This is a genomic window from Monashia sp. HAY1-11D (genome assembly GCF_056868035.1).
The window spans coordinates 248818-269477 of record NZ_CP200320.1 but is presented as its reverse complement, the minus strand read 5'-3'; the positions used below and the strand labels follow the sequence as shown (position 1 = coordinate 269477).

16 protein-coding genes and 2 tRNA genes are annotated in these 20660 nt (G+C 73.6%); 14 read left to right on the top strand and 4 right to left on the bottom strand.

Annotated features, from left to right (window positions below; translation table 11 throughout):
- Positions 1-13 precede the first annotated feature (13 nt).
- The 3 genes from AC1VM9_RS01170 (at position 14) to AC1VM9_RS01160 (ending at position 2785) form a co-directional block, all read left to right on the top strand.
- Positions 14-92 (top strand) — tRNA-Gln (locus tag AC1VM9_RS01170).
- A 207-nt stretch (positions 93-299) separates the two neighbouring features.
- Positions 300-1808: a bifunctional UDP-N-acetylglucosamine diphosphorylase/glucosamine-1-phosphate N-acetyltransferase GlmU gene (gene glmU / locus AC1VM9_RS01165; protein WP_481344886.1), complete on the top strand. Its 1509-nt coding sequence runs from the start codon at positions 300-302 to the stop codon at positions 1806-1808.
- A complete protein-coding gene (locus AC1VM9_RS01160) occupies positions 1805-2785 on the top strand; it encodes a ribose-phosphate diphosphokinase (protein ID WP_481342718.1) in 981 nt (326 codons plus the stop codon). Before glmU ends, AC1VM9_RS01160 begins: the two co-directional genes overlap by 4 nt.
- A gap of 79 nt (positions 2786-2864) precedes the next feature.
- On the opposite strand, the gene AC1VM9_RS01155 is transcribed toward AC1VM9_RS01160, so the two are convergent.
- Positions 2865-3437: a CGNR zinc finger domain-containing protein gene (locus AC1VM9_RS01155; protein WP_481344885.1), complete on the bottom strand. Its 573-nt coding sequence runs from the start codon at positions 3435-3437 to the stop codon at positions 2865-2867.
- Between the two features lie 115 nt (positions 3438-3552).
- Here AC1VM9_RS01155 and AC1VM9_RS01150 point away from each other — a divergent pair, with 115 nt between their 5' ends.
- The 7 genes from AC1VM9_RS01150 to AC1VM9_RS01120 all read left to right on the top strand — a co-directional run bounded on the left by AC1VM9_RS01150 (position 3553) and on the right by AC1VM9_RS01120 (position 12820).
- A complete protein-coding gene (locus tag AC1VM9_RS01150; protein WP_481344884.1) occupies positions 3553-4611 on the top strand; it encodes an EamA family transporter in 1059 nt (352 codons plus the stop codon).
- 9 nt (positions 4612-4620) lie between these two features.
- Positions 4621-5757, top strand: coding sequence for a metallophosphoesterase (locus AC1VM9_RS01145; protein ID WP_481344883.1), 1137 nt, complete (start codon positions 4621-4623; stop codon positions 5755-5757).
- 264 nt (positions 5758-6021) lie between these two features.
- Complete coding sequence (locus AC1VM9_RS01140; RefSeq protein ID WP_481342722.1) at positions 6022-6702, top strand: 50S ribosomal protein L25/general stress protein Ctc; 681 nt, start codon at positions 6022-6024, stop codon at positions 6700-6702.
- Positions 6703-6769: 67 nt separating this feature from the next.
- Positions 6770-7360, top strand: coding sequence for an aminoacyl-tRNA hydrolase (gene pth, locus AC1VM9_RS01135; protein ID WP_481342723.1), 591 nt, complete (start codon positions 6770-6772; stop codon positions 7358-7360).
- Between the two features lie 137 nt (positions 7361-7497).
- Positions 7498-11172, top strand: coding sequence for a transcription-repair coupling factor (gene mfd, locus AC1VM9_RS01130; RefSeq protein WP_481344882.1), 3675 nt, complete (start codon positions 7498-7500; stop codon positions 11170-11172).
- A 32-nt stretch (positions 11173-11204) separates the two neighbouring features.
- Positions 11205-11792: a SurA N-terminal domain-containing protein gene (locus AC1VM9_RS01125; protein ID WP_481344881.1), complete on the top strand. Its 588-nt coding sequence runs from the start codon at positions 11205-11207 to the stop codon at positions 11790-11792.
- A 92-nt stretch (positions 11793-11884) separates the two neighbouring features.
- Positions 11885-12820, top strand: coding sequence for a nucleoside triphosphate pyrophosphohydrolase (locus AC1VM9_RS01120; protein ID WP_481344880.1), 936 nt, complete (start codon positions 11885-11887; stop codon positions 12818-12820).
- A 190-nt stretch (positions 12821-13010) separates the two neighbouring features.
- On the opposite strand, the gene AC1VM9_RS01115 is transcribed toward AC1VM9_RS01120, so the two are convergent.
- Complete coding sequence (locus tag AC1VM9_RS01115) at positions 13011-14492, bottom strand: sugar transferase (RefSeq protein ID WP_481344879.1); 1482 nt, start codon at positions 14490-14492, stop codon at positions 13011-13013.
- A gap of 357 nt (positions 14493-14849) precedes the next feature.
- Between AC1VM9_RS01115 and eno the strand changes: the two genes are divergently transcribed.
- The 4 genes from eno to AC1VM9_RS01095 all read left to right on the top strand — a co-directional run bounded on the left by eno (position 14850) and on the right by AC1VM9_RS01095 (position 18576).
- Positions 14850-16151: a phosphopyruvate hydratase gene (eno, locus tag AC1VM9_RS01110; protein WP_481342248.1), complete on the top strand. Its 1302-nt coding sequence runs from the start codon at positions 14850-14852 to the stop codon at positions 16149-16151.
- A gap of 434 nt (positions 16152-16585) precedes the next feature.
- Positions 16586-16984 (top strand): FtsB family cell division protein, encoded by a 399-nt coding sequence (locus AC1VM9_RS01105; RefSeq protein WP_483120676.1) that lies wholly within the window; start codon positions 16586-16588, stop codon positions 16982-16984.
- Between the two features lie 46 nt (positions 16985-17030).
- The gene (locus tag AC1VM9_RS01100) at positions 17031-17609 is read left to right on the top strand and encodes a DUF501 domain-containing protein (RefSeq protein ID WP_481347408.1); all 579 of its coding nucleotides are present in this window, start codon (positions 17031-17033) and stop codon (positions 17607-17609) included.
- The gene (locus AC1VM9_RS01095) at positions 17602-18576 is read left to right on the top strand and encodes a Ppx/GppA phosphatase family protein (RefSeq protein ID WP_481347407.1); all 975 of its coding nucleotides are present in this window, start codon (positions 17602-17604) and stop codon (positions 18574-18576) included. The genes AC1VM9_RS01100 and AC1VM9_RS01095 overlap by 8 nt, the downstream gene beginning before the upstream one ends.
- Before the next feature lie 77 nt (positions 18577-18653).
- Here AC1VM9_RS01095 and mptB read toward each other — a convergent pair whose 3' ends face one another.
- Positions 18654-20261 carry a polyprenol phosphomannose-dependent alpha 1,6 mannosyltransferase MptB gene (gene mptB / locus AC1VM9_RS01090; RefSeq protein ID WP_481347406.1) on the bottom strand — a complete coding sequence of 536 codons (1608 nt, stop codon included), beginning with the start codon at positions 20259-20261 and terminating at the stop codon, positions 18654-18656.
- Between the two features lie 218 nt (positions 20262-20479).
- Positions 20480-20554 (bottom strand) — tRNA-Leu (locus AC1VM9_RS01085).
- Positions 20555-20660: the final 106 nt, after the last annotated feature.

Here is a 20660-nt window from a genome sequence, read left to right as displayed (position 1 = left end):
TCCTCGTGGACGTTCCCCGGTTGGTCTGTCGGCAGGGCCCGCCTGACTTTGAATCAGGACTAGCGACGTAGGTTCGACTCCTACCCGGGGAGCGCGGTCGGCAGGGGGCGAGCCGAGGGCGCCCGGCTGCGCCAGGCCCTGTGAGCGGCGTCACGCGTCGCCCACGGACGCGCGGGAGCCCTCCCGGCCCCACGAGTAGAGTGGCCGCGGCGCACCCCCGGTGCCACCGCGTGGGCACGCGCTCCACGGCCGGTCCGGGGCTGCAAGGCACCGCACCCGACGACAAGGAGCTGCGCCCCGTGAGCGATCCGCGGCCGACCGCCGTGATCGTCCTCGCCGCCGGCGAGGGCACACGCATGAAGTCCACGACCCCCAAGGTCCTCCACACGATCGGTGGCCGCAGCCTCGTGGCCCACGCGGTCCGCGCGGCCCGGGGGACTCGGCCGGAGCACCTCGCCGTCGTCGTCCGGCACGAGCGCGACCGCGTCGCCGAGCACGTGGCCCTCGTGGACCCCGACGCCGTCATCGTCGACCAGGACGAGGTCAAGGGCACCGGCCGGGCGGTCGAGTGCGCGCTCGAGGTGCTGCCACCGGGTCTGTCCGGCACCGTCGTCGTCACGTACGGGGACGTCCCGCTGCTGACGACCGAGACGCTCGAGGGACTGGTCGCGGCGCACGCTGCCGGCGGCAGCGCCGTCACCGTTATCACCTCGACCCTGGCCGACCCCACCGGGTACGGCCGCGTCCTGCGCGACGCCGACGGCCGGGTCGAGGCCATCGTCGAGCAGAAGGACGCCACGCCCGAGCAGCGCTCGATCCGCGAGGTCAACAGCGGCCTCTACGCGTTCGACGCGCTCGTGCTGCGCCAGGCGCTGGCCGAGGTGGGCACCGACAACGCGCAGGGCGAGAAGTACCTGACCGACGTCGTCGCCATCGCCCGGTCACGCGGTCTGGGCGTCGACGCCCACCTCGTCGACGACCTCTGGCAGACCGAGGGCGTCAACGACAAGGTGCAGCTGGCCCGGCTCGGCGCCGAGCTCAACCGCCGAATCGTCGAGCAGGCCATGCGCGACGGCGCCATCGTCATCGACCCGGCCACGACGTGGATCGACGCCGACGCCACCGTCGGCGCGGACACCGTGGTGCACCCGAACACCCAGCTGCTCGGGGCGACGAGCGTCGGCCGCGACTGCGTCGTCGGCCCCGACACGACCCTCAAGGACACCGAGGTCGGAGACGGCGCGAGCGTCGTGCGCACCCAGGCCGAGCTGGCCCGGATCGGGCCGGCTGCCACGGTCGGCCCCTTCTCGTTCCTGCGCCCCGGCACGGTCCTCGGCCGCGCTGGCAAGATCGGCGGCTTCGTCGAGACGAAGAACGCCCGGATCGGCGACGGCGCCAAGGTGCCGCACCTGACCTACTGCGGCGACGCGACCATCGGAGAGGGCGCGAACATCGGCGCGGGCACGATCTTCGCCAACTACGACGGCGTGACCAAGGGGCACACGAACGTCGGCCGCTGGAGCTTCGTCGGCAGCAACTCGGTCATCGTCGCGCCGCGCACCATCGGCGACGGGGCGTACGTCGCGGCGGGCTCCGCCGTGGTCAGCGACGTCGCCCCGGGGCAGCTGGCGGTGACCCGGGCCCAGCAGCGCAACATCGACGGCTGGGTGGCGCGCCGCCGGGCCGGCACGAAGACCGACGCGGCGGCACGGACCGCTGTGGAGGCCGAGGCGGCACTGGCCGGCGAGGCAGGAGCCGTGGTCGACAACGACCGGCTCGGGAGCGACGAGAAGGACGCGCACGCATGAGCGGCATCAACAAGACGACCGAGAAGCACCTCATGCTCTTCTCCGGTCGCGCCCACCCGCAGCTGGCCCAGGAGGTCGCCAAGGAGCTCGGCACCGACCTCGTGCCGACGAGCGCCTACGACTTCGCCAACGGCGAGATCTACGTGCGCTACGAGGAGTCGGTGCGGGGTTCGGACGCCTTCGTCATCCAGAGCCACACCTCGCCGATCAACGAGTGGATCATGGAGCAGCTCATCATGATCGACGCGCTCAAGCGTGCCTCGGCCAAGCGGATCACCGTCGTGCTGCCCTTCTACGGCTATGCCCGCCAGGACAAGAAGCACCGCGGTCGCGAGCCCATCTCGGCCCGCCTCATGGCCGACCTGTTCAAGACCGCCGGCGCGAACCGGCTCATGGCCATCGACCTGCACACGGCGCAGATCCAGGGCTTCTTCGACGGCCCCGTCGACCACCTCATGGCCCTGCCGATCCTGTCGGACTACGTCGCGGAGAAGTACGGCCACCTCGACCTCGCCGTCGTCTCGCCGGACGCCGGCCGCATCAAGGTGGCCGAGGACTGGTCGACGCGCCTCGGCGGCGCGCCGCTGGCCTTCATCCACAAGACGCGCGACATCAACCGGCCCAACGAGGTCGTCGCCAACCGCGTCGTCGGTGAGATCAAGGGCCGCGTCTGCATCCTCGTCGACGACATGATCGACACCGCCGGCACCATCACCAAGGCGGCCGACGCCCTCATCGAGGAAGGCGCCCAGCAGGTCGTCATCGCCGCGACCCACGCCATCCTGTCCGGACCGGCCGTCGACCGGCTCAAGGCGTGCAAGGTCGACGAGGTCGTCGTCACGAACACGCTGCCGATCCCCGACGACCGGCGCTTCGACAAGCTGTCCGTGCTGTCCATCGCGCCGCTGGTGTCGATGGCGATCAGGGAGGTCTTCGAGGACGGCTCGGTGACGAGCCTCTTCGACGGCAAGGCCTGACGACGCCGCACCTGCTGCGACGGTCCCGACGCCGGCCCGCCGCCGACGCGCCGCCGACGCGCCCGAGGCCGCCGACGCGTCAGGAGCCGGCCCGCCGGGCCCGGTAGGCGGCCGTGTGCGCGCGGGCCGCGCACCCTCCGTCGCAGTAGACCCGCGACCGGTTGCGCGACAGGTCGACGACGACGTCGTCGCAGTCGTCGGCAGCGCAGACGCGCAGGCGCTCCAGCTCGCCGGCGCGGACGACGTCGACGGCGGCCAGGGCGGCCTCGACGGCCATGCGCCGTGCGAGCGGTGCGTCCGCAGGGGTGGCGTGCACGTGCCAGCCGAGGCCGTCGTGCTCGACGAGCTGGGGCAGCGCGGGTCCCTCCCGGAGCAGCTCGTTGACGAGCGTGACGACGCCGGCCTCGTCGTGCTCCCACATGCCGCGCAGGCGGGGGCGCAGCGCGCGGACCGCGTCGAGCTCGGCGGTGTCGCGGTCGAACCGCCCGGTCCACCGCTGCTCGGCGTAGAGGGCCTCGAGGTCGGCGACGGTGACGAGGGTGTCCGCGTCGGAGTCACCGGGCACGCTGCCCGGCATCGTGTTGACGAGGGCCGCCGCGGCGAGGAGAGCCGCCTCGGTGTCATGGGTGAACACGCTCTTGACTCCTGACATCGCGGGTCGCTACCGTCAGGAGTCTAGTCGCTGACGGTCCTGACAGGATGATGGGGCGGTGACCGCTCCCACCCAGCCCTCCGCCGGCAGTCCCTCGTAGGAGCAGGAGGTCGTCGTGTCCCCACTGACGAGCGCCCCCGCGTCCGGCGTCCTGCCGCCGCCCGGTCCGACGGTGGCCCCGGCGCTCGCCGGTGGACCCAGCCTCGGACCGGCCGCCGCCGGCGGGACGGCGGCGACGCGGCACCCCCTCCTCGGTCTCGGCCTGGCCCTCGCCTCGGCGGCGGCCTTCGCGACCTCCGGCGCGTTCGCCAAGCCGCTCCTGCTCGCCGGCTGGGCGCCGGGCGCGGTCGTCACGCTGCGCATCACCCTCGCCGCGCTCGTCCTGCTGGTGCCCACCGCGCTGTCCCTCCGCGGCCGCTGGGGCGTCCTGCGCCGCAACGCCCGCGCGGTCGTCGGCTACGGCCTGACCGGGGTCGCCGGCTGCCAGCTGGCCTACTTCAACGCGGTGACGCACCTGTCCGTCGGCGTCGCCCTCCTCCTCGAGTACCTCGCCCCGGTCCTCATCGTCGGCTGGCTCTGGGCCCGGCACCGCCGCGCGCCCCGCCGGCTCACCCTCGCCGGCATCGGGCTGGCCCTCGTCGGCCTGCTCCTCGTCCTCGACGTCGTCGGCGGAGCCCACCTCGACGTCGCCGGCACCCTGTGGGGCCTCGGCGCCGCCGTGTGCCTCGTCCTGTACTTCCTCATCGCCGACCACGTCGACGCCGACCTGCCGCCGCTCACGCTCGCCGGGACCGGGCTCCTCGTCGGGGCCGTGGTGCTCTGGGGTGCGGGCCTGGGCGGGCTGATGGACGTCACTCGCGGCGCCGACACCGTGACGCTCGGCGGATCCGCCGTGCCCTGGTGGGTCCCGGTGCTCGTCATCGCCCTCGTCGCAGCCGCGTTCGCCTACGTCGCCGGCATCGCCGCGGTGCGCCTGCTCAAGGCCAAGGTCGCCTCCTTCGTCGCCCTGACCGAGGTCCTCTTCGCGGTCCTCTTCGCCTGGCTGGTGCTCGGCGAGCTGCCCACCGTGCTCCAGCTCGTCGGCGGCGTGCTCATCGTCGGTGGCGTCGTCGCGGTCCGCGCCGACGAGTCCCGGCCGCGTGGCGACGCCGCCGGCAGCGGCCCGGCGACCTAGGCTGGACCGGTGCTGCGGCGACGGGTCCCTCTCGCCGCGACGGCCCTCGCACTCGTCGCGGCCCTCGCGGCCTGCGCGCGCACGTCACCCGCCTCGAGCTCGTCGGGACCGACCACCACGGCGTCCCGGGCGGCCGTCGCCACCGCGGACCGTCCCTCCGGCACCCGGACCGCGTCGCCGCAGGCGAGCGCCGTGACGCAGCCGCCGCGCCTGCGCCCCGCGACGCTCCACGTCACGGCCGCCGGCGACTACGGCTCGACGAGCGCCACCTCCGGCGTGCTGCGGGCCGTCGCTGCCGCGCAGCCCGACCTGCACCTGGCCCTCGGCGACCTGTCCTACGGCTCCGACGGTGGCGAGGCGGCCTGGTGCCGTTTCGTCACGGACCGCGTCGGCCCGAGGCTGCCGTTCGAGCTGCTCTCGGGGAACCACGAGAGCAACGGCCGCAACGGCCGCATCGACGCGTTCACCGGCTGTCTGCCCAACCGGCTGGACGGGCTCGTCGGCCGGTACGGACGGGAGTGGTACGTCGACGAGCCGGCGGTGCAGCCGCTCGTGCGGTTCGTCATGGTCTCCCCGGCACTGACCTTCGCGGACGGCACGTGGAGCTACGCCCGGGGCACGACCCACTACGCGTGGACCGCCTCGGCGATCCGCGGCGCCCGCGCGGCGGGCATCCCGTGGGTCGTCGTCGGCATGCACGAGCCGTGCCTGAGCCTGGGTCGCTACGGCTGCACCGTCGGCGCCGACCTCGTCGACCTGTTCCTCGCCGAGCACGTCGACGTCGTGCTCACCGGCCACGAGCACCTGTACCAGCGCAGCAAGCAGCTGCGGCTCGGCCCGGGCTGTCCCGGGATCACGCCGGGCCGCTACGTCCCGGCCTGCGTCTCCTCGGCCGGCAGCTCGCTCGTCGCGGGAGCCGGCACCGTCTTCGTCACCGTCGGCACCGGCGGCATCCCGTTGCGCGACGTGTCGACGAGCGACGCCGAGGCCGGTTACTTCGCGGCGTCCTCCGGTGCCAACCGCGCCCCGACGCACGGCTTCGCCGACCTCGCCGCGACGCCCTCGACGCTGCGCGTCGGCTTCATCGGCACGTCGGGGGCCGGGTTCGCCGACCGCGTCGTCCTGACGCGTCCGGCGGCACCCTGAGCCGTGCGGTCATCGGATTTCGTCCGTACGGTGATGTCCCCTAAGATCGGGGGGTTGCCTCGGCGAGGGACGACGCACGGCTGCTGCGGCAGCCGGGCCGGGTCCGTGATCGACGCGGCGGACCGGCCACCCGCTTCACGGGTCAGGTCCGCCTCTGCGTGCGGACCCTGCTGACAGGTCTCTCTCCGCTCTCCATCCGCGCGACGTCCCGCGTCGAGGCCGACCACACCGCCAGAGACCCATTCCACGACTCGAGGAGTCCCCGTGTCCTCCGACATCACCAAGCTCGTCGCCAGCAAGCGCACGGAGTTCGGCAAGGGCGCCGCCCGCAAGATCCGCCGCTCCGGCAACATCCCCGCCGTCATCTACGGCCACGGCACCGAGCCCGTCCACATCTCGCTGCCGGGCCACGACACGATGCTCGCGCTCAAGCACGTCAACGCCCTGCTGACGATCGTCGTCGACGGCGACGAGCAGCTCGCGCTCGCCAAGGACGTCCAGCGCGACCCGATCAAGCCGGTCATCGAGCACGTCGACCTCGTCGTCGTGCGCCGTGGCGAGAAGGTCACCGTCGAGGTGCCCGTCCACCTCGAGGGCGAGGCCGCTCCCGACACCGTCGTCACGCTCGACCACGCGGCGCTCCAGCTCCTCGTGGCCGCCACCGACATCCCCGAGAACGTCGTCATCTCCGTCGAGGGCCTCCAGGCCGGCACGCAGGTGCTGGCCGGGCAGCTCGAGCTGCCCGCCGGCGCCGAGCTCGTCACCGACGCCGAGGCCCTCGTCGTCAACGTGACCCAGGCCGTCTCGGCCGAGGCCCTCGAGGCCGAGCTCGCCGAGGCCGAGGCCGAGGCCGGCATCGAGCGCGAGGAGCACGAGGAGCCTGCCGAGGCCCCGGCCGCCGAGAGCGGTTCCGAGACCCCCGTCGCCGAGGGCGCCGAGGCCTGAGCCTCCCGACGAGGCCGCCGGCCCCAGCTGAACCGGGCCGGCGCACCCCACACCACCGAGGAAGGTCATGGACACCTGGCTCGTCGTCGGACTGGGCAACCCCGGTGCGGAGTACGCCGGCAACCGCCACAACGTCGGCGCCATGGCCATCGAGGAGCTGGCCGCCCGCGACGCCGCGGGCGGCCGCGCCTCGTTCAAGGCGCACAAGGCCCGCGCCCGCGTCGCCGAGGTGCGCCTGCGCGTCGGCGGCCCGAAGGTCGTGCTGGCCGTGCCGTCGACGTACATGAACACCTCGGGCGGCCCGGTCGCCGGGCTGCTGCGCTACTACGACGTGCCGGTCGACCGGCTCGTCGTGCTCCACGACGAGCTCGACATCGACGCCGGACTCGTCCGGCTCAAGCGGGGCGGTGGCGAGGGCGGCCACAACGGCCTGCGCTCGATCAGCCAGTCGATCGGCTCGAAGGACTACTACCGCGTCCGCCTCGGCATCGGCCGCCCGCCCGGCCGGCAGGACCCCGCGGACTTCGTCCTGCGCGACTTCGGCAAGGCCGAGCGCGAGGAGCTGCCGTTCCTGCTCGGCGACGCCGCCGACGCCGTCGAGGCCATCATCGAGGTCGGGCTCACCGACGCCCAGCAGCGCTTCCACGCCCCGCGCTGACGCGGGCGCCGGCGTGACCCGCCTGACCCGCGTGACCGGCGGACCGCGGTCCGCCTGCCGCCGGGTCCACGGGCGGGACCTGCCGGGACGGTCGGCGTCCGTGACCGTCACCGGCCCGACCTAGACTGGGAGGTCTGATGCCGCACCCTCTGCTCTCTGCCTTCACGACGCTCCCCGACGTCCGCCACGTGACCGAGCAGGTGGGCCGGGCCCGCCTCGTCGACGTGTCCGCGAGCGACGGCACCCGGCCCTTCCTCGTCGCCGCCCTCGCCGCGCGGGCCGACGACGTCCACGGCGGCCCCGGCGCCGCCCCCGTCGTCGTCGTCACGGCGACGACCCGCGAGGCCGAGGACCTCGCGTCGGCCCTCGGCGCGTTCCTGCCGGCCGACCGGGTCGCCGTCTTCCCCTCGTGGGAGACCCTGCCGCACGAGCGGCTCTCGCCGCGCAGCGACACCGTCGGCCGCCGGCTCGCGGTGCTGCGTCGTCTCGCCCACCCCGACCCCGCCGACGCCACGTACGGCCCGCTGTCGGTCGTCGTCGCGCCGGTCCGCGCGGTCCTGCAGCCGATCACCCGCGGGCTCGGCGAGCTCGAGCCGGTCGCCCTGCGCAGCGGCGACGAGCGCCCGCTCGAGCAGGCCGTCGACGCCCTCGCCGCCGCGGCGTACACGCGCACGGACCTCGTCGAGCGACGCGGCGAGTTCGCCGTGCGTGGCGGCATCCTCGACGTCTTCCCGCCCACCGAGGAGCACCCGGTCCGGGTGGAGTTCTGGGGCGACACCGTCGAGGAGGTGCGCTGGTTCAAGGTCGCCGACCAGCGCTCGCTCGAGGTCGCCGAGCACGGGCTGTGGGCGCCGCCGTGCCGCGAGCTGCTCCTCACCGACGCCGTGCGCGAGCGTGCACGTCTGCTCGCCGACCAGCTGCCCGGCGTCGCCGACATGCTCGGAAAGCTCGCCGAGGGGATCGCCGTCGAGGGCATGGAGTCGCTCGCGCCCGCCCTCGTCGACGGCATGGAGTCGGTCCTCGACGTCCTGCCCCGGGCGTCGACCGTGCTGTTGGCCGACCCCGAGCGCATCCGCCGCCGGGCGCACGACCTCGTCGCCACGAGCGAGGAGTTCCTCGAGGCGAGCTGGGCCAACGCGGCCGCCGGCAACGACGTCCCCGTCGACCTCCAGTCGCTGCTCGGCAGCGCGTCCTACTGGACGCTGGCCCAGGTCCGGGCGCACGCCATCGCGCACGAGCGGCCCTGGTGGACCCTCACCCCGTTCGCCTCCGACGAGGACCTCGTCATCGAGGACGACGACGTCGACCAGCGCCTCGCGGTGCGCACCGTCGACGCCGAGGCCTTCCGCGGCGACACAGAGCGGGCCGTCGAGCACCTGCGCGAGCGCGCCCGCGAGGGCTGGGTCGTCGCCGTCGTCACGGAGGGGCCGGGTCTGGCCAAGCGCGTCGGCGAGGTGCTGCGCGAGCACGAGGTGCCGGTGCGGCCCCTCGACCGCTCCCACGACGCCGGCGCCTCCGGCGCCTCCGGCGCCTCCGAGCAGCTCGAGCCGCTCGAGGCCGGTTTCGTCACCGTCACCTGCATGCCGCTCGGGCGCGGCTTCGTCCACGAGGGTGCCCGCCTCGAGGTCCTCACCGAGACCGACCTCACCGGGCAGGCGGGGTCCACCTCGACCAAGGACATGCGCCGGATGCCGTCCCGTCGGCGCAACCAGGTCGACCCGCTCCAGCTGCGCCCGGGCGACCACGTCGTCCACGAGCAGCACGGCGTCGGCCGCTTCGTCGAGATGATGCAGCGCACCGTCGCCGGCGCGACGCGCGAGTACCTCGTCATCGAGTACGCGGCGAGCAAGCGCGGGCAGCCCGGCGACCGGCTCTACGTCCCCACCGACCAGCTCGACCAGGTGACCAAGTACGTCGGTGGCGAGCAGCCGACCCTCAACAAGATGGGCGGCTCGGACTGGACCAAGACCAAGTCGCGGGCCAAGCGCTACGTCAGGCAGATCGCCGCCGACCTCATCCGGCTCTACAGCGCGCGCCAGGCCACCAGGGGCCACGCGTTCGGGCCCGACACCCCGTGGCAGCGTGAGCTCGAGGAGGCCTTCGCCTACGTCGAGACGCCCGACCAGCTCTCGAGCATCGACGAGGTCAAGGCCGACATGGAGAAGCAGGTGCCGATGGACCGGCTCATCTGCGGCGACGTCGGCTACGGCAAGACCGAGATCGCGGTCCGCGCCGCCTTCAAGGCCATCCAGGAGGGCAAGCAGGCGGCCGTGCTCGTGCCGACGACGCTCCTCGTCAGCCAGCACTTCCAGACCTTCTCCGAGCGGTACGCGCAGTTCCCGGTGGTCGTCAAGGCGCTGTCGCGGTTCCAGTCCGACAAGGAGGCCAGGGCCGTCCTCGACGGTCTGGCGGACGGTGGCGTCGACCTCGTCATCGGCACGCACCGCCTGCTGTCCAAGGAGGTCCGCTTCAAGGACCTCGGCCTCGTCATCGTCGACGAGGAGCAGCGCTTCGGCGTCGAGCACAAGGAGCTGCTCAAGACGATGCGCACGGCCGTCGACGTCCTGTCGATGTCGGCCACGCCGATCCCGCGGACCCTCGAGATGGCCGTCACCGGCATCCGCGAGATGTCGACCCTGGCGACGCCGCCGGAGGAGCGCCACCCGGTCCTGACCTACGTCGGCGCCTACGACGAGAAGCAGATCACCGCGGCGGTCCGCCGCGAGCTGCTCCGCGAGGGCCAGGTCTTCTTCGTCCACAACAAGGTCAGCTCGATCGAGAAGGCGGCGAGCCGGCTGCGCGAGCTCGTCCCGGAGGCGCGCATCGCCACCGCCCACGGCCAGATGGGCGAGCACCGGCTCGAGCAGGTCGTCGAGGACTTCTGGCAGAAGCGCTTCGACGTCCTCGTCTGCACGACGATCGTCGAGACCGGCCTCGACATCAGCAACGCCAACACGCTCATCGTCGAGCGTGCCGACGTCCTCGGCCTGTCCCAGCTGCACCAGCTGCGGGGACGCGTCGGGCGGGGCCGCGAGCGGGCGTACGCCTACTTCCTCTACCCGCCCGAGAAGCCGCTCACCGAGACCGCACACGACCGGCTGCGCACCATCGCCAGCCACACCGACCTCGGTGCCGGCATGCAGGTGGCGATGAAGGACCTCGAGATCCGCGGCGCCGGCAACCTCCTCGGCGGGGAGCAGTCCGGGCACATCGAGGGTGTCGGGTTCGACCTCTACGTGCGCCTCATCGGCGAGGCCGTGGCCGACTTCAAGGGCGAGACGACCGACGTGCCGGCCGAGATCAAGATCGAGCTGCCCGTCGACGCCCACCTGCCGCACGACTACGTGCCGGGGGAGCGGCTGCGCCTCGAGGCCTACCGCAAGCTGGCCACCGTCGAGACCTTCGAGGCCGTCGACGAGATCGAGGCCGAGCTGCGCGACCGCTACGGCGCCCCGCCCGGGCCGGTCGAGAACCTCCTCGAGGTGGCCCGACTCCGGGTCGTGGCGCGGCGGGCGCGCATCGGCGACATCGGCGTCCAGGGCCGGACCATCCGGTTCGGGCCGGTCAGGGACCTCCGCGAGAGCCAGCAGCTGCGGCTCATGCGGCTCTATCCCGGCACCATCGTCAAGGAGGCCCTGGGGACCATCCTCGTGCCGGCCCCGATGACGGCCCGCGTCGGCGGCAAGCCGCTGCGCGACGTCGAGGTCCTGACGTGGGCGCGGCAGCTCGTCACGGCGGTCCTGCTCGACGACATCGCCGCCGGTCACGCGGTGGCGAGCGCCGGTGCCGGCGCGGCGGCGGGTGCCCCGTAGGATGTCTGACGCATCCGCCTGAGGAGGAACCAGTGAAGTCTCTGTCAGCACGGCCCACCCGTACGGGCCGGCGTCTCGTCGCGGCCGTCGTCGCCGGCGCGGCCGCCGCCACGCTCCTCGGTGGGTGCGGCTTCGCGACGCGCCAGGAGGCCGCCGCGGTCGTCAACGGCCACGTCATCTCCGAGGCCGACGTGCAGGAGGCGCACGACCAGCTGCAGACGGCCAAGCTCGACTTCAGCGAGGACGCCATCGTCATGGGTCTCATCGCCGGGCCCCTGCTCGACGAGGCCATGAAGCCCTCCGGCGGCTGGAAGCCCGACCAGACCTACGCCACGGTGCTCGCGACGATCCCGGATGCGACGCAGGCGACGAAGGACTTCGTCGCGGCAGCCGCGCTCATCAACTCCCAGACGATGACGCCCGCCGAGGTCGCGGCCTACCGCAAGGCCCTCGGCAGCGCGGACATCTCCCTCAACCCGAGGTTCGGCAAGCTGACCCCGGTCGACCAGGGTCCCGTCTACTTCAGGTTCGGGTCCACCAACCCGAACTGGATCAAGCCGCAGACGAACGCCCCTGCGTCGGCCGCGACGCCGGCGCCGGGCGGGACGACGGCGCCCTGACCGGCCGGCTGGTCCTGCTCGTCTCGACGCCGCGCATCGCGCCGGGGCTGCTGACGCGCGAGGCGTGGACCACGCTCGAGGGTGCGTCGACCGTGTGGGGCCACCCCGACGAGCCGCAGGTCGCGGCGATCGTCGAGGCGGGGATCGAGGTCGGGGTGCCCGGGGCGCGACCCACGGCCGACGAGCCGGGCGGCCCTCCGGCCCCCGCGGGTGCATCCGATGTCGGGGCGCCGGAGCTGGCGCGGGCGCTCGTCACGGCCACGGCGCACGGTGACGTCGTCTGGGTCGGGTCCTCCGACGGCGACCCCGGACTGAGCGAGGCCGTCGCCGTCGAGGTGAGCCGCCTGCCGGAGCCGCCAGACGTCGAGCTGCTCATCGGCTCGTTCGACGTGCCCGGCTCGCGCCTGCTCGACGTCGTCGCCGTCATGGACCGGCTCCGCTCGCCGGGCGGGTGCCCGTGGGACGCCGAGCAGACCCCGCAGACGCTCGTGCCCTACCTGCTCGAGGAGGCGCACGAGGTGATCGAGGCGATCGAGTCCGGCGACCCGGCGCACGTGCGGGAGGAGCTCGGCGACCTGTTGCTGCAGGTGGCCTTCCAGGCGCGGGTGGCCGAGGAGCACCCGGCCGAGCCGTTCGGCATCGACGACGTCGCCGGCGAGCTCGTCGACAAGCTGGTCCGGCGCCACCCGCACGTGTTCGCCGACGTCGACGCGGACACACCCGACGCCGTCGCCGCGAACTGGGACCGGATCAAGGCGGGGGAGAAGCAGCACCGCACCCATCCCGTCGAGGGGGTGCCGACCTCGCTACCGGCCCTCGCCCGGGCCGAGAAGTACGTCGGCCGGCTCGAGAAGGCCGGGCGCGCGGACCTCGTCGACGCGGCCACGGCGGGCGACGACGTCGGGGCCAGGCTGCTCGCGATCGTCCGTGCGGCCCGGTCGGCCGGGGTGGACGCCGAAGGCGCCCTGCGCGAGACGCTGCGCCACCTTGCCGACGCGAGCGCGTCCGGCGTCTCCGACGCGTCCTGACGGACGCTTCGCGCGCGTCTGTGCCGCACGGGCGGCTCCCGGGTAGGGGTCAGCCGCAGGGATCACGGGGCCATGCCACTCCGGGTGAAGTGGCATGGCCCCGTCCCCACCCCACGGCGGTCAGGGAAGCACCGCGGGACCTTCCCGCCGACCGACGCTCAGGACGGCAGCCGGCGGGAGCATCGGGCCGTCAGTACGCGCCGCGCGAGCGGACGACGGCGTGGATCGTCTTGGCGAGGATGGACAGGTCCTGGACGACGGACCAGTTGTCGACGTAGTAGAGGTCGAGGCGGACGGTGTCGTCCCACGAGAGGTCGCTGCGCCCGGAGACCTGCCAGAGGCCGGTGACACCGGGGCGCACGTGGAGCCGGCGCTGGACGTCCGGCGCGTACCGGCGCACCTCGGCCGGCAGGGCCGGGCGCGGGCCGATGAGGCTCATGTCGCCGTTGATGACGTTGATGAGCTGGGGCAGCTCGTCGATCGAGTAGCGCCGCATGACCGCCCCGACCCGGGTGACCCGTGGGTCGTGCTGGGCCTTGAAGAGCAGGCCGTCGGCGTTGGCGTTGAGGTGTCGGACGGTCCCGAGCCGGGCCTCGGCGTCGACGACCATGCTGCGGAACTTCAGGCACTCGAACAGCTCGCCGTCACGACCGACGCGCGTCTGGCGGAACAGGACCGGCCCACCGTCCTGCAGCCTGGTCGCGAGGGCGAACACGAGCATGACCGGCGAGGCGAGCAGCAGCAGGAAGGTCGCGCCCAGCAGGTCGAAGGCCCGCTTGGACCACCGCGAGGCGCCGAGGCTCCGCGGTGGCTCGACGTGCACGAGCGGCAGGCCGCCGACCGGGCGCATCGCCATCCGGCCCGACGAGATGTCGCTGAGGCTCGGCACGACCGCCATCTGCACGTGGTGGCCCTCGAGGTCCCAGGCGATGCGGCGGAAGTCGACGGCCGAGGGAAAGGCACCCTCGGTGAAGACGATGAGATCGGCCTTCGTCGCGAGGACCGACTCGGCCGCGCGGGTCGTCGTGCCGACGACGGGCACGCCGCCCGGCGTCGAGGGTGTCGGGTGCGAGGACGGGACGAGCGCCCCGACGATCCGGTAGCCGAGCCAGACCTCCCGCTCGAGGACCCGGGCGACGTCGTCGACGTGCGAGGCGGTGCCCGAGATGACGACGCGCGTCAGCAGGTGGCCCCGGACGTGCGCCCGGTGCACGAGCCGGCGAGCGCACCAGCGCCACACGAGCAGCATCGGCACCCCGACGAGGAAGATGAGGACGAAGAACCCGCGCGAGAGATTGAACTTCGTCAGGTAGCTCGCGATGCCGATGCCACCGGCCGTCAGACCCGCCGCCGAGCAGACGCGCGCGTACTCGACGGTGCCGACGCCGAGCGTGCTCGACGCGTACGAGCCGACGAGCAGGTTCGCGACCATCCAGGCGGCGACGATCCACAGACCGACCGACTGGGCGACGACGTTGACGTCGTTCGCGGCGTTGAACACGTCGAGGCTCGTGCGACCGATGGCCGCCAGCGCCGTCGCGATGGTGATGAGGACGAGATCACCCCCACCGATCCCCAGCTGGAGGAGACGCTGTCCCCTCGACCGCTCGGTGAGCGGCTGCGTCGTCGGACGCGCGCTCACGTCGAGCAGGTAGACCCCCGTTTCACGCATGGGTTGACCCATGACTCCCCACCCCACCCCCCGACGCCTGCCGGCGCCGTCTTCAGCTGCCTCCACCCCCCCGGATGGCTTGGTGTGAGTATGCCCGGTATAGGTCAGGTATTGGTAAGGAAACGGTAAAAAAGTGTGTTCCGCTCCGGCGTGGCTCGTCCCGCCCCACCCGGCGGGCCCGTCGTCCGTCCCGGGCGGCGCCCTTGTGCCACGGGGCGATCCGCACGGGCCTCCACCGCGGCTGCCCGGATGCCGGGTCGGTCCGACGGTCGGCCGCACGCACGGGCTACGCTCGGGGGCGACAGCGGCCGCCACCGGCCGCACCCCCGTCTCGAGCACCACAGCACAGGAGAGTCAGTGGCCAGCATTGAGGAGATCGGAGCCCGGGAGATCCTGGACTCGCGCGGCAACCCCACCGTGGAGGTCGAGATCCGTCTCGACGACGGCACGTTCGCGCGCGCGGCGGTCCCGTCGGGTGCCTCCACCGGAGCCTTCGAGGCGTCCGAGCGTCGTGACGGCGACAAGGGCCGGTACCTCGGCAAGGGTGTCGAGCAGGCCGTCGACGCCGTCATCGAGGAGATCAACCCCCGACTGGTCGGGTTCGACGCGAGCGAGCAGCGGCTCATCGACGCCGAGATGCTGACGCTCGACGGGTCCGCCAACAAGGAGACCCTCGGCGCCAACGCCATCCTCGGCGTCTCGCTGGCGGTAGCGCACGCCGCCGCCGAGTCGGCCGGCCTGCCGCTGTTCCGCTACGTCGGTGGGCCCAACGCGCACGTCCTGCCCGTCCCGATGATGAACATCCTCAACGGTGGGTCGCACGCCGACTCCAACGTCGACATCCAGGAGTTCATGATCGCCCCGATCGGGGCGCCGACCTTCCGCGAGGCCCTGCGCTGGGGCGCCGAGGTCTACCACGCGCTGAAGAAGGTGCTCCAGGACCGCGGTCTCGCGACGGGCCTCGGCGACGAGGGCGGCTTCGCCCCGAACCTCGAGTCCAACCGCGCCGCGCTCGACCTCATCCTCGAGGCCATCCGCGCCGCCGGCTACACGCCCGGCACCGACATCGCCCTGGCGCTCGACGTCGCGGCCTCGGAGTTCTTCCAGGACGGCTCCTACGCGTTCGAGGGCGGCAGCAAGTCGGCCGACGAGATGGTCGCCTACTACGCCGGTCTCGTCGACGCCTACCCGCTCGTCTCGATCGAGGACCCGCTCAACGAGGACGACTGGGACGGTTGGAAGTCGATGACCGAGATGCTCGGCGGCAAGGTGCAGATCGTCGGCGACGACCTGTTCGTCACCAACCCCGAGCGGCTCGCCCGCGGCATCGGCTCGGGCACCGCCAACGCGCTGCTCGTCAAGGTCAACCAGATCGGCACGCTCACCGAGACGCTCGACGCCGTGACCCTCGCGCAGACCAACGGCTACCGCTGCATGATGAGCCACCGCTCCGGCGAGACCGAGGACGTCACGATCGCCGACCTCGCCGTCGCGACGAACTGCGGCCAGATCAAGACCGGCGCCCCGGCCCGCTCCGAGCGCGTGGCGAAGTACAACCAGCTGCTGCGCATCGAGGAGGAGCTCGACGACGCGGCGGTCTACGCCGGCGCCGGCGCGTTCCCCCGGTTCGACGCCACCCGCTTCGGCAGCGAGGACTGAGTCCCGTGGCCGACCGCACGCCGCCCCGGCCCGGCCGCTCGTCGTCGTCCTCGGCGTCGGGTCGCCCCGGGAGCGGCGGGCGGTCGGCCGCCTCTCGGCCCACCGGAGGTGGGTCGGACTCGCCGACACCCAGGTCGACGCCCAGATCGACACCGCGGTCGACGCCCCGCTCCACCCCTCCGACGTCCACGCCCCGCCCGGCGCCGGGGGCCGCGCCCCGCGCGTCCGCGGGGCGGCCGGCGCCTGCAGGACGCGGCACGACGCCGCGGGCACCGAGCGGCCGCGGTACGGGATCGCGGTCGGCCGGTACCCGACCCGGCACGCCTCGCGGGTCCGCCCGCCCGAGCCGCCCCGGCCAGGGCAAGGAGCGCCCCGCCCTCGCGGCCCGCGCCCGAACGGCCCCGCCCGCCCCGCCGTCCGCGTCGACGGCCTGGGTGCGCGGCGCGATCCTGCTCGGCATCCTCGTCATGCTGGCCGTGACGATCGTGCCGACCCTCCGCTCGCTCATCCAGCAGCGCGGCGACACCGCCGCCATGCAGGAGCAGGTGCAGCAGCAGCGCCAGGACGTCCAGGACCTCCAGCGCCAGGTGGCGCTGTGGAAGGACCCCGCCTACATCGAGCTGCAGGCGCGCGAGCGGCTCAAGTTCGTCCGCGTCGGCGACCGTGCCTACACGGTCATCGACCCGGACCGGGCCGACCCGGGCACCACCGGCCCGGCCAGGCCGGTCGTGGCCGCTCCGATGGCCAACGACGCCGCGCCGTGGTACGGCAAGGTGTGGCAGTCGGTGCAGATCGCGGACCGTCCCACCGCCGGGCTCGCCCGCAACCAGTGACCCCCGTGCGGCCAGCCCGCCGCCCCCTACCGGAGCACCAGCAGCCGTGAGCCAGACCCCGCGCCAGCCCGTCGACCCCGCCGACCTCGACGCCGTGGAGCGTCAGCTCGGCCGCCGCCCCCGCGGCGTGGCCGAGGTCGCCCACCGGTGCCCGTGCGGCGAGCCGGACGTCCTGCGGACCGAGCCCCGGCTGCCCGACGGCACGCCGTTCCCGACGACGTACTACGCCACCTGCCCGCGCCTCACCGGTGCCGTGAGCACGCTCGAGACCGGCGGGCTGATGAAGGAGATGACGGCCCGGCTCGGTCAGGACGCCGACCTCGCGGCCGCGTACGCCGCCGCGCACGAGCACTACCTGGCCCGACGCGGCGAGCTCGGCCACGTGCCCGAGATCGAGGGCGTCTCCGCCGGAGGCATGCCGACCCGCGTCAAGTGCCTCCACGTCCTCGTCGCGCACTCGCTCGCTGCCGGCCCCGGCGTCAACCCGCTCGGTGACGAGGCGCTCGACCAGCTCGAGGACTGGTGGTCGCCCACCTCGTGCGCGGCGGTCCACGCCGCCGAGGACGCGGCTGCCGCCGGCGTGGCGCAGGACCCGGCGACCCCGGGGCAGCCCTCCGATGGCTGAGGGCCGCGTCCGCGTCGGCGCCGTCGACTGCGGCACCAACTCGATCCGCCTCCTCGTCGCCGACGTCGACCCCGACACCGGGGTCCTCGAGGACGTGCTGCGCCGGATGGAGATCGTGCGCCTCGGGCACGGCGTCGACCGCACCGGGGTCATCGCGCCCGAGTCGATGGAGCGCACCCTTCGCGTCACGCGTGAGTACGCCGCGCAGTGCCACGAGCTCGGCGCCGAGCGCCTCCGGTTCGTCGCGACGTCGGCCTCGCGCGATGCCCGCAACGCCGCGGAGTTCATCGACGGCGTCCACACGGCCTTCCGCGAGCACGTCGGCGTCGCGGTCACGCCCGAGGTGGTCTCCGGCGACGAGGAGGCCGCGCTGTCGTTCGAGGGCGCGACCGGCGGCCTGGCCGCGCGCGGCATCGCCGGGCCCTACCTCGTCGTCGACCTCGGTGGTGGCTCGACCGAGCTCGTCCGCGGCACGGACCACGTCGAGGCGGCGCGGTCCGTCGACGTCGGCTGCGTCCGGATGACCGAGCGCCACCTCGCGAGCGACCCGCCGACGCCGGAGGAGGTGGCCGCCGCGACCCGTGACATCGACGCCGCGCTCGACCTCGCCGAGTCCGTCGTGCCGCTCGACGGCATCGCGACGCTCGTCGGGCTGGCAGGCAGCGTCACGACGATCACCGCACACCTGCTGCGGCTCCCGCAGTACGACGCGAGCCGGATCCACCTGTCGCGCAACCCGGTCCCCGCCGTGCTCGCCGCCTGCGACGACCTGCTGGCCATGACCCGCGCCGAGCGAGCCGCCCTGCCGTACCTGCACCCGGGCCGCGTCGACGTCATCGGTGCGGGGGCCCTGGTGTGGCGGCGCGTCGTCGAGCGCCTCGTCGACCGCTCCGGCATCACGGACGTCGTGACGTCCGAGCACGACATCCTCGACGGCATCGCCCTCAGCGCGGCGCGCCGCTGCTGAGGCCGTCCTTCCCGCGGGGCGCCACGCTGCCTTGCGGTGCCCGGCCGGGCAGGCCGGGCAGGTCGGGTCAGGACGGGTCAGGACGCCGTGCGGGCGGGCACCAGGCCGGGCACCGGGTCCTGCTCCTGCGCGCGGCGCCGGTGGGCGCGCAGGCGGGCCACCATCCACAGCGCGGCCGACACCCCGAGGGCCCACGTGCCGTTGGAGACGGTCGCGTCGACGACGCCGTAGGTGACGAAGAAGAGCGTCACGACGACCATGCCGCGCACCCATCGCTCCGACAGGCGCGTCGCCGCGAGGACGACGCCGCCCCAGAGCAGGTACCACGGGTGGATGACCGGGCCGGACAGGCACAGCACGAGCAGCACCCCGGCCGTCGCGAGGACGGGGTTGCGCACGGCGAGGCGCCACGCGAGCCAGGCCATGACGCCGAGCCCGGCGACGACGCCGATCGTCTGGGCCACCGGCACGGGGGTCTGCACCCAGCTGTGGGGCATGCCACCGATGCGCAGTAGCCACTCGACGGCGCTGCCGAGGAAGGTGGAAGGCGCGAGCAGGGAGCGCAACGACACGGGGACCGAGAGGTTCGGGATCCAGCCCCAACCCAGGCCGGTGGCCGCGGTGATGGCGCAGAACACCGTGGCGAAGACGATGCCCAGCGCGAGGCCGTGTCGTAGCAGCGCGCGGACCTTCGCACGGACACCCGGGGCGAGGTCGCCCGCCTGCACGGCCATGCCGACGACACCGACGAGGGCCAGGACCGCCGTCTGCTTGTACGTGGCCGCGGCGGCGACCGTCGCTGCCGCCGCGACGAGTCGGCCTCGGCTGCCCAGCAGCAGCGCGAGCACGACGAGGGCCACCATGACGGCGTCGCCGTGCGCCCCGCCGATGAGGTGCATGACGACGAGCGGGTTGAGGACGCCGAGCCACAGCGCGTGCCGACCGCTCGAGCCGTACCGCTCGGCGAGGCGCGGCAGGGCGTAGGCCAGCAGTGCGACCGCGGCCAGGGCCGGCACCCGCATGAGGACCGCGGACGCGTACGCGTTGTCCGGTGCGACGGCGACGACGAGGTGCTGGACCTGCAGCGCGAGGGGCCCGTACGGGGCCGGCGTCTGGGCCCACATCGGGTCCACCTGGTCCGCGAAGGGGCCCGGCACCCAGAACGGTCCGACGGCGTACGGGTCCATGCCGCGGGAGACGATCTTGCCCTGGGCGGCATAGCTGTACGCGTCGCGGCTGAACAGCGGGGGCGCGAGGAGCACCGGCACGCTCCACAGCAGCCACGCGAGGGAAGGGGGACGCCGACCCTGCACCGGACGCATCCGCAGCCAGGCGTCGACGAGCAGCCCCATGCCGACGGCGAGCAGCAGCGTGGTGGCGACGCGGCCGACGCCGCTGTCGAGCCACTGCAGGTGCAGCACGGTGATGACGGGCGACTCGCCGGGGTCGAACGCGTCGCGTGGCAGGAACGCCGGCGAGACCGAGCCGGCCGCCACGAGGGCCATGCCGAGCATGCCCCGGCGGACCATGGGGTCGAGCCAGCTGCGCAGGAGCGCGTCGAGGAACCGGTCGCGGAACTCCAGCAGCTGGACGGCCCCGGGTCGGGCGACGGCCACCCCGGTCGCGGCCAGCCGCTGCCCGCGTGGGGACGCGGCGACCGCGTTCGCGCCACGCTCGTCCAGCACCTGGTCCTCCTGAGGGGTGGTGCGCCGCAGCCCGACGTGGTGCGGCGCATCGGTCGCGCAGGGGCATGACGGACCGGCCCCTGGACCCGATGCCGCCCAGTCTAGGAGGAGCCGGGCCCCTGACGACGTGCCACGCCCGGCAGGTGGCCACAAAGCGTGACCGAACCGTGCCCGACGGGGCCGCCGACGCGTCGAACGTCCTGCGTCCTGTCCGGACGTACCCCCGGAGGGACTCGAACCCTCACCGATGGCGATTTTAAGTCGCCTGCCTCTGCCAGTTGGGCCACGGGGGCGGGCCGGTGGCAGGGCCCAGTATGCCGCTGCGACGCGAAACCTCCCTGCCCGTCCGTCCACAGGGGAACCTGCAGGCCGGTGCCGGACGCTTAGTCTGGTGTCAGC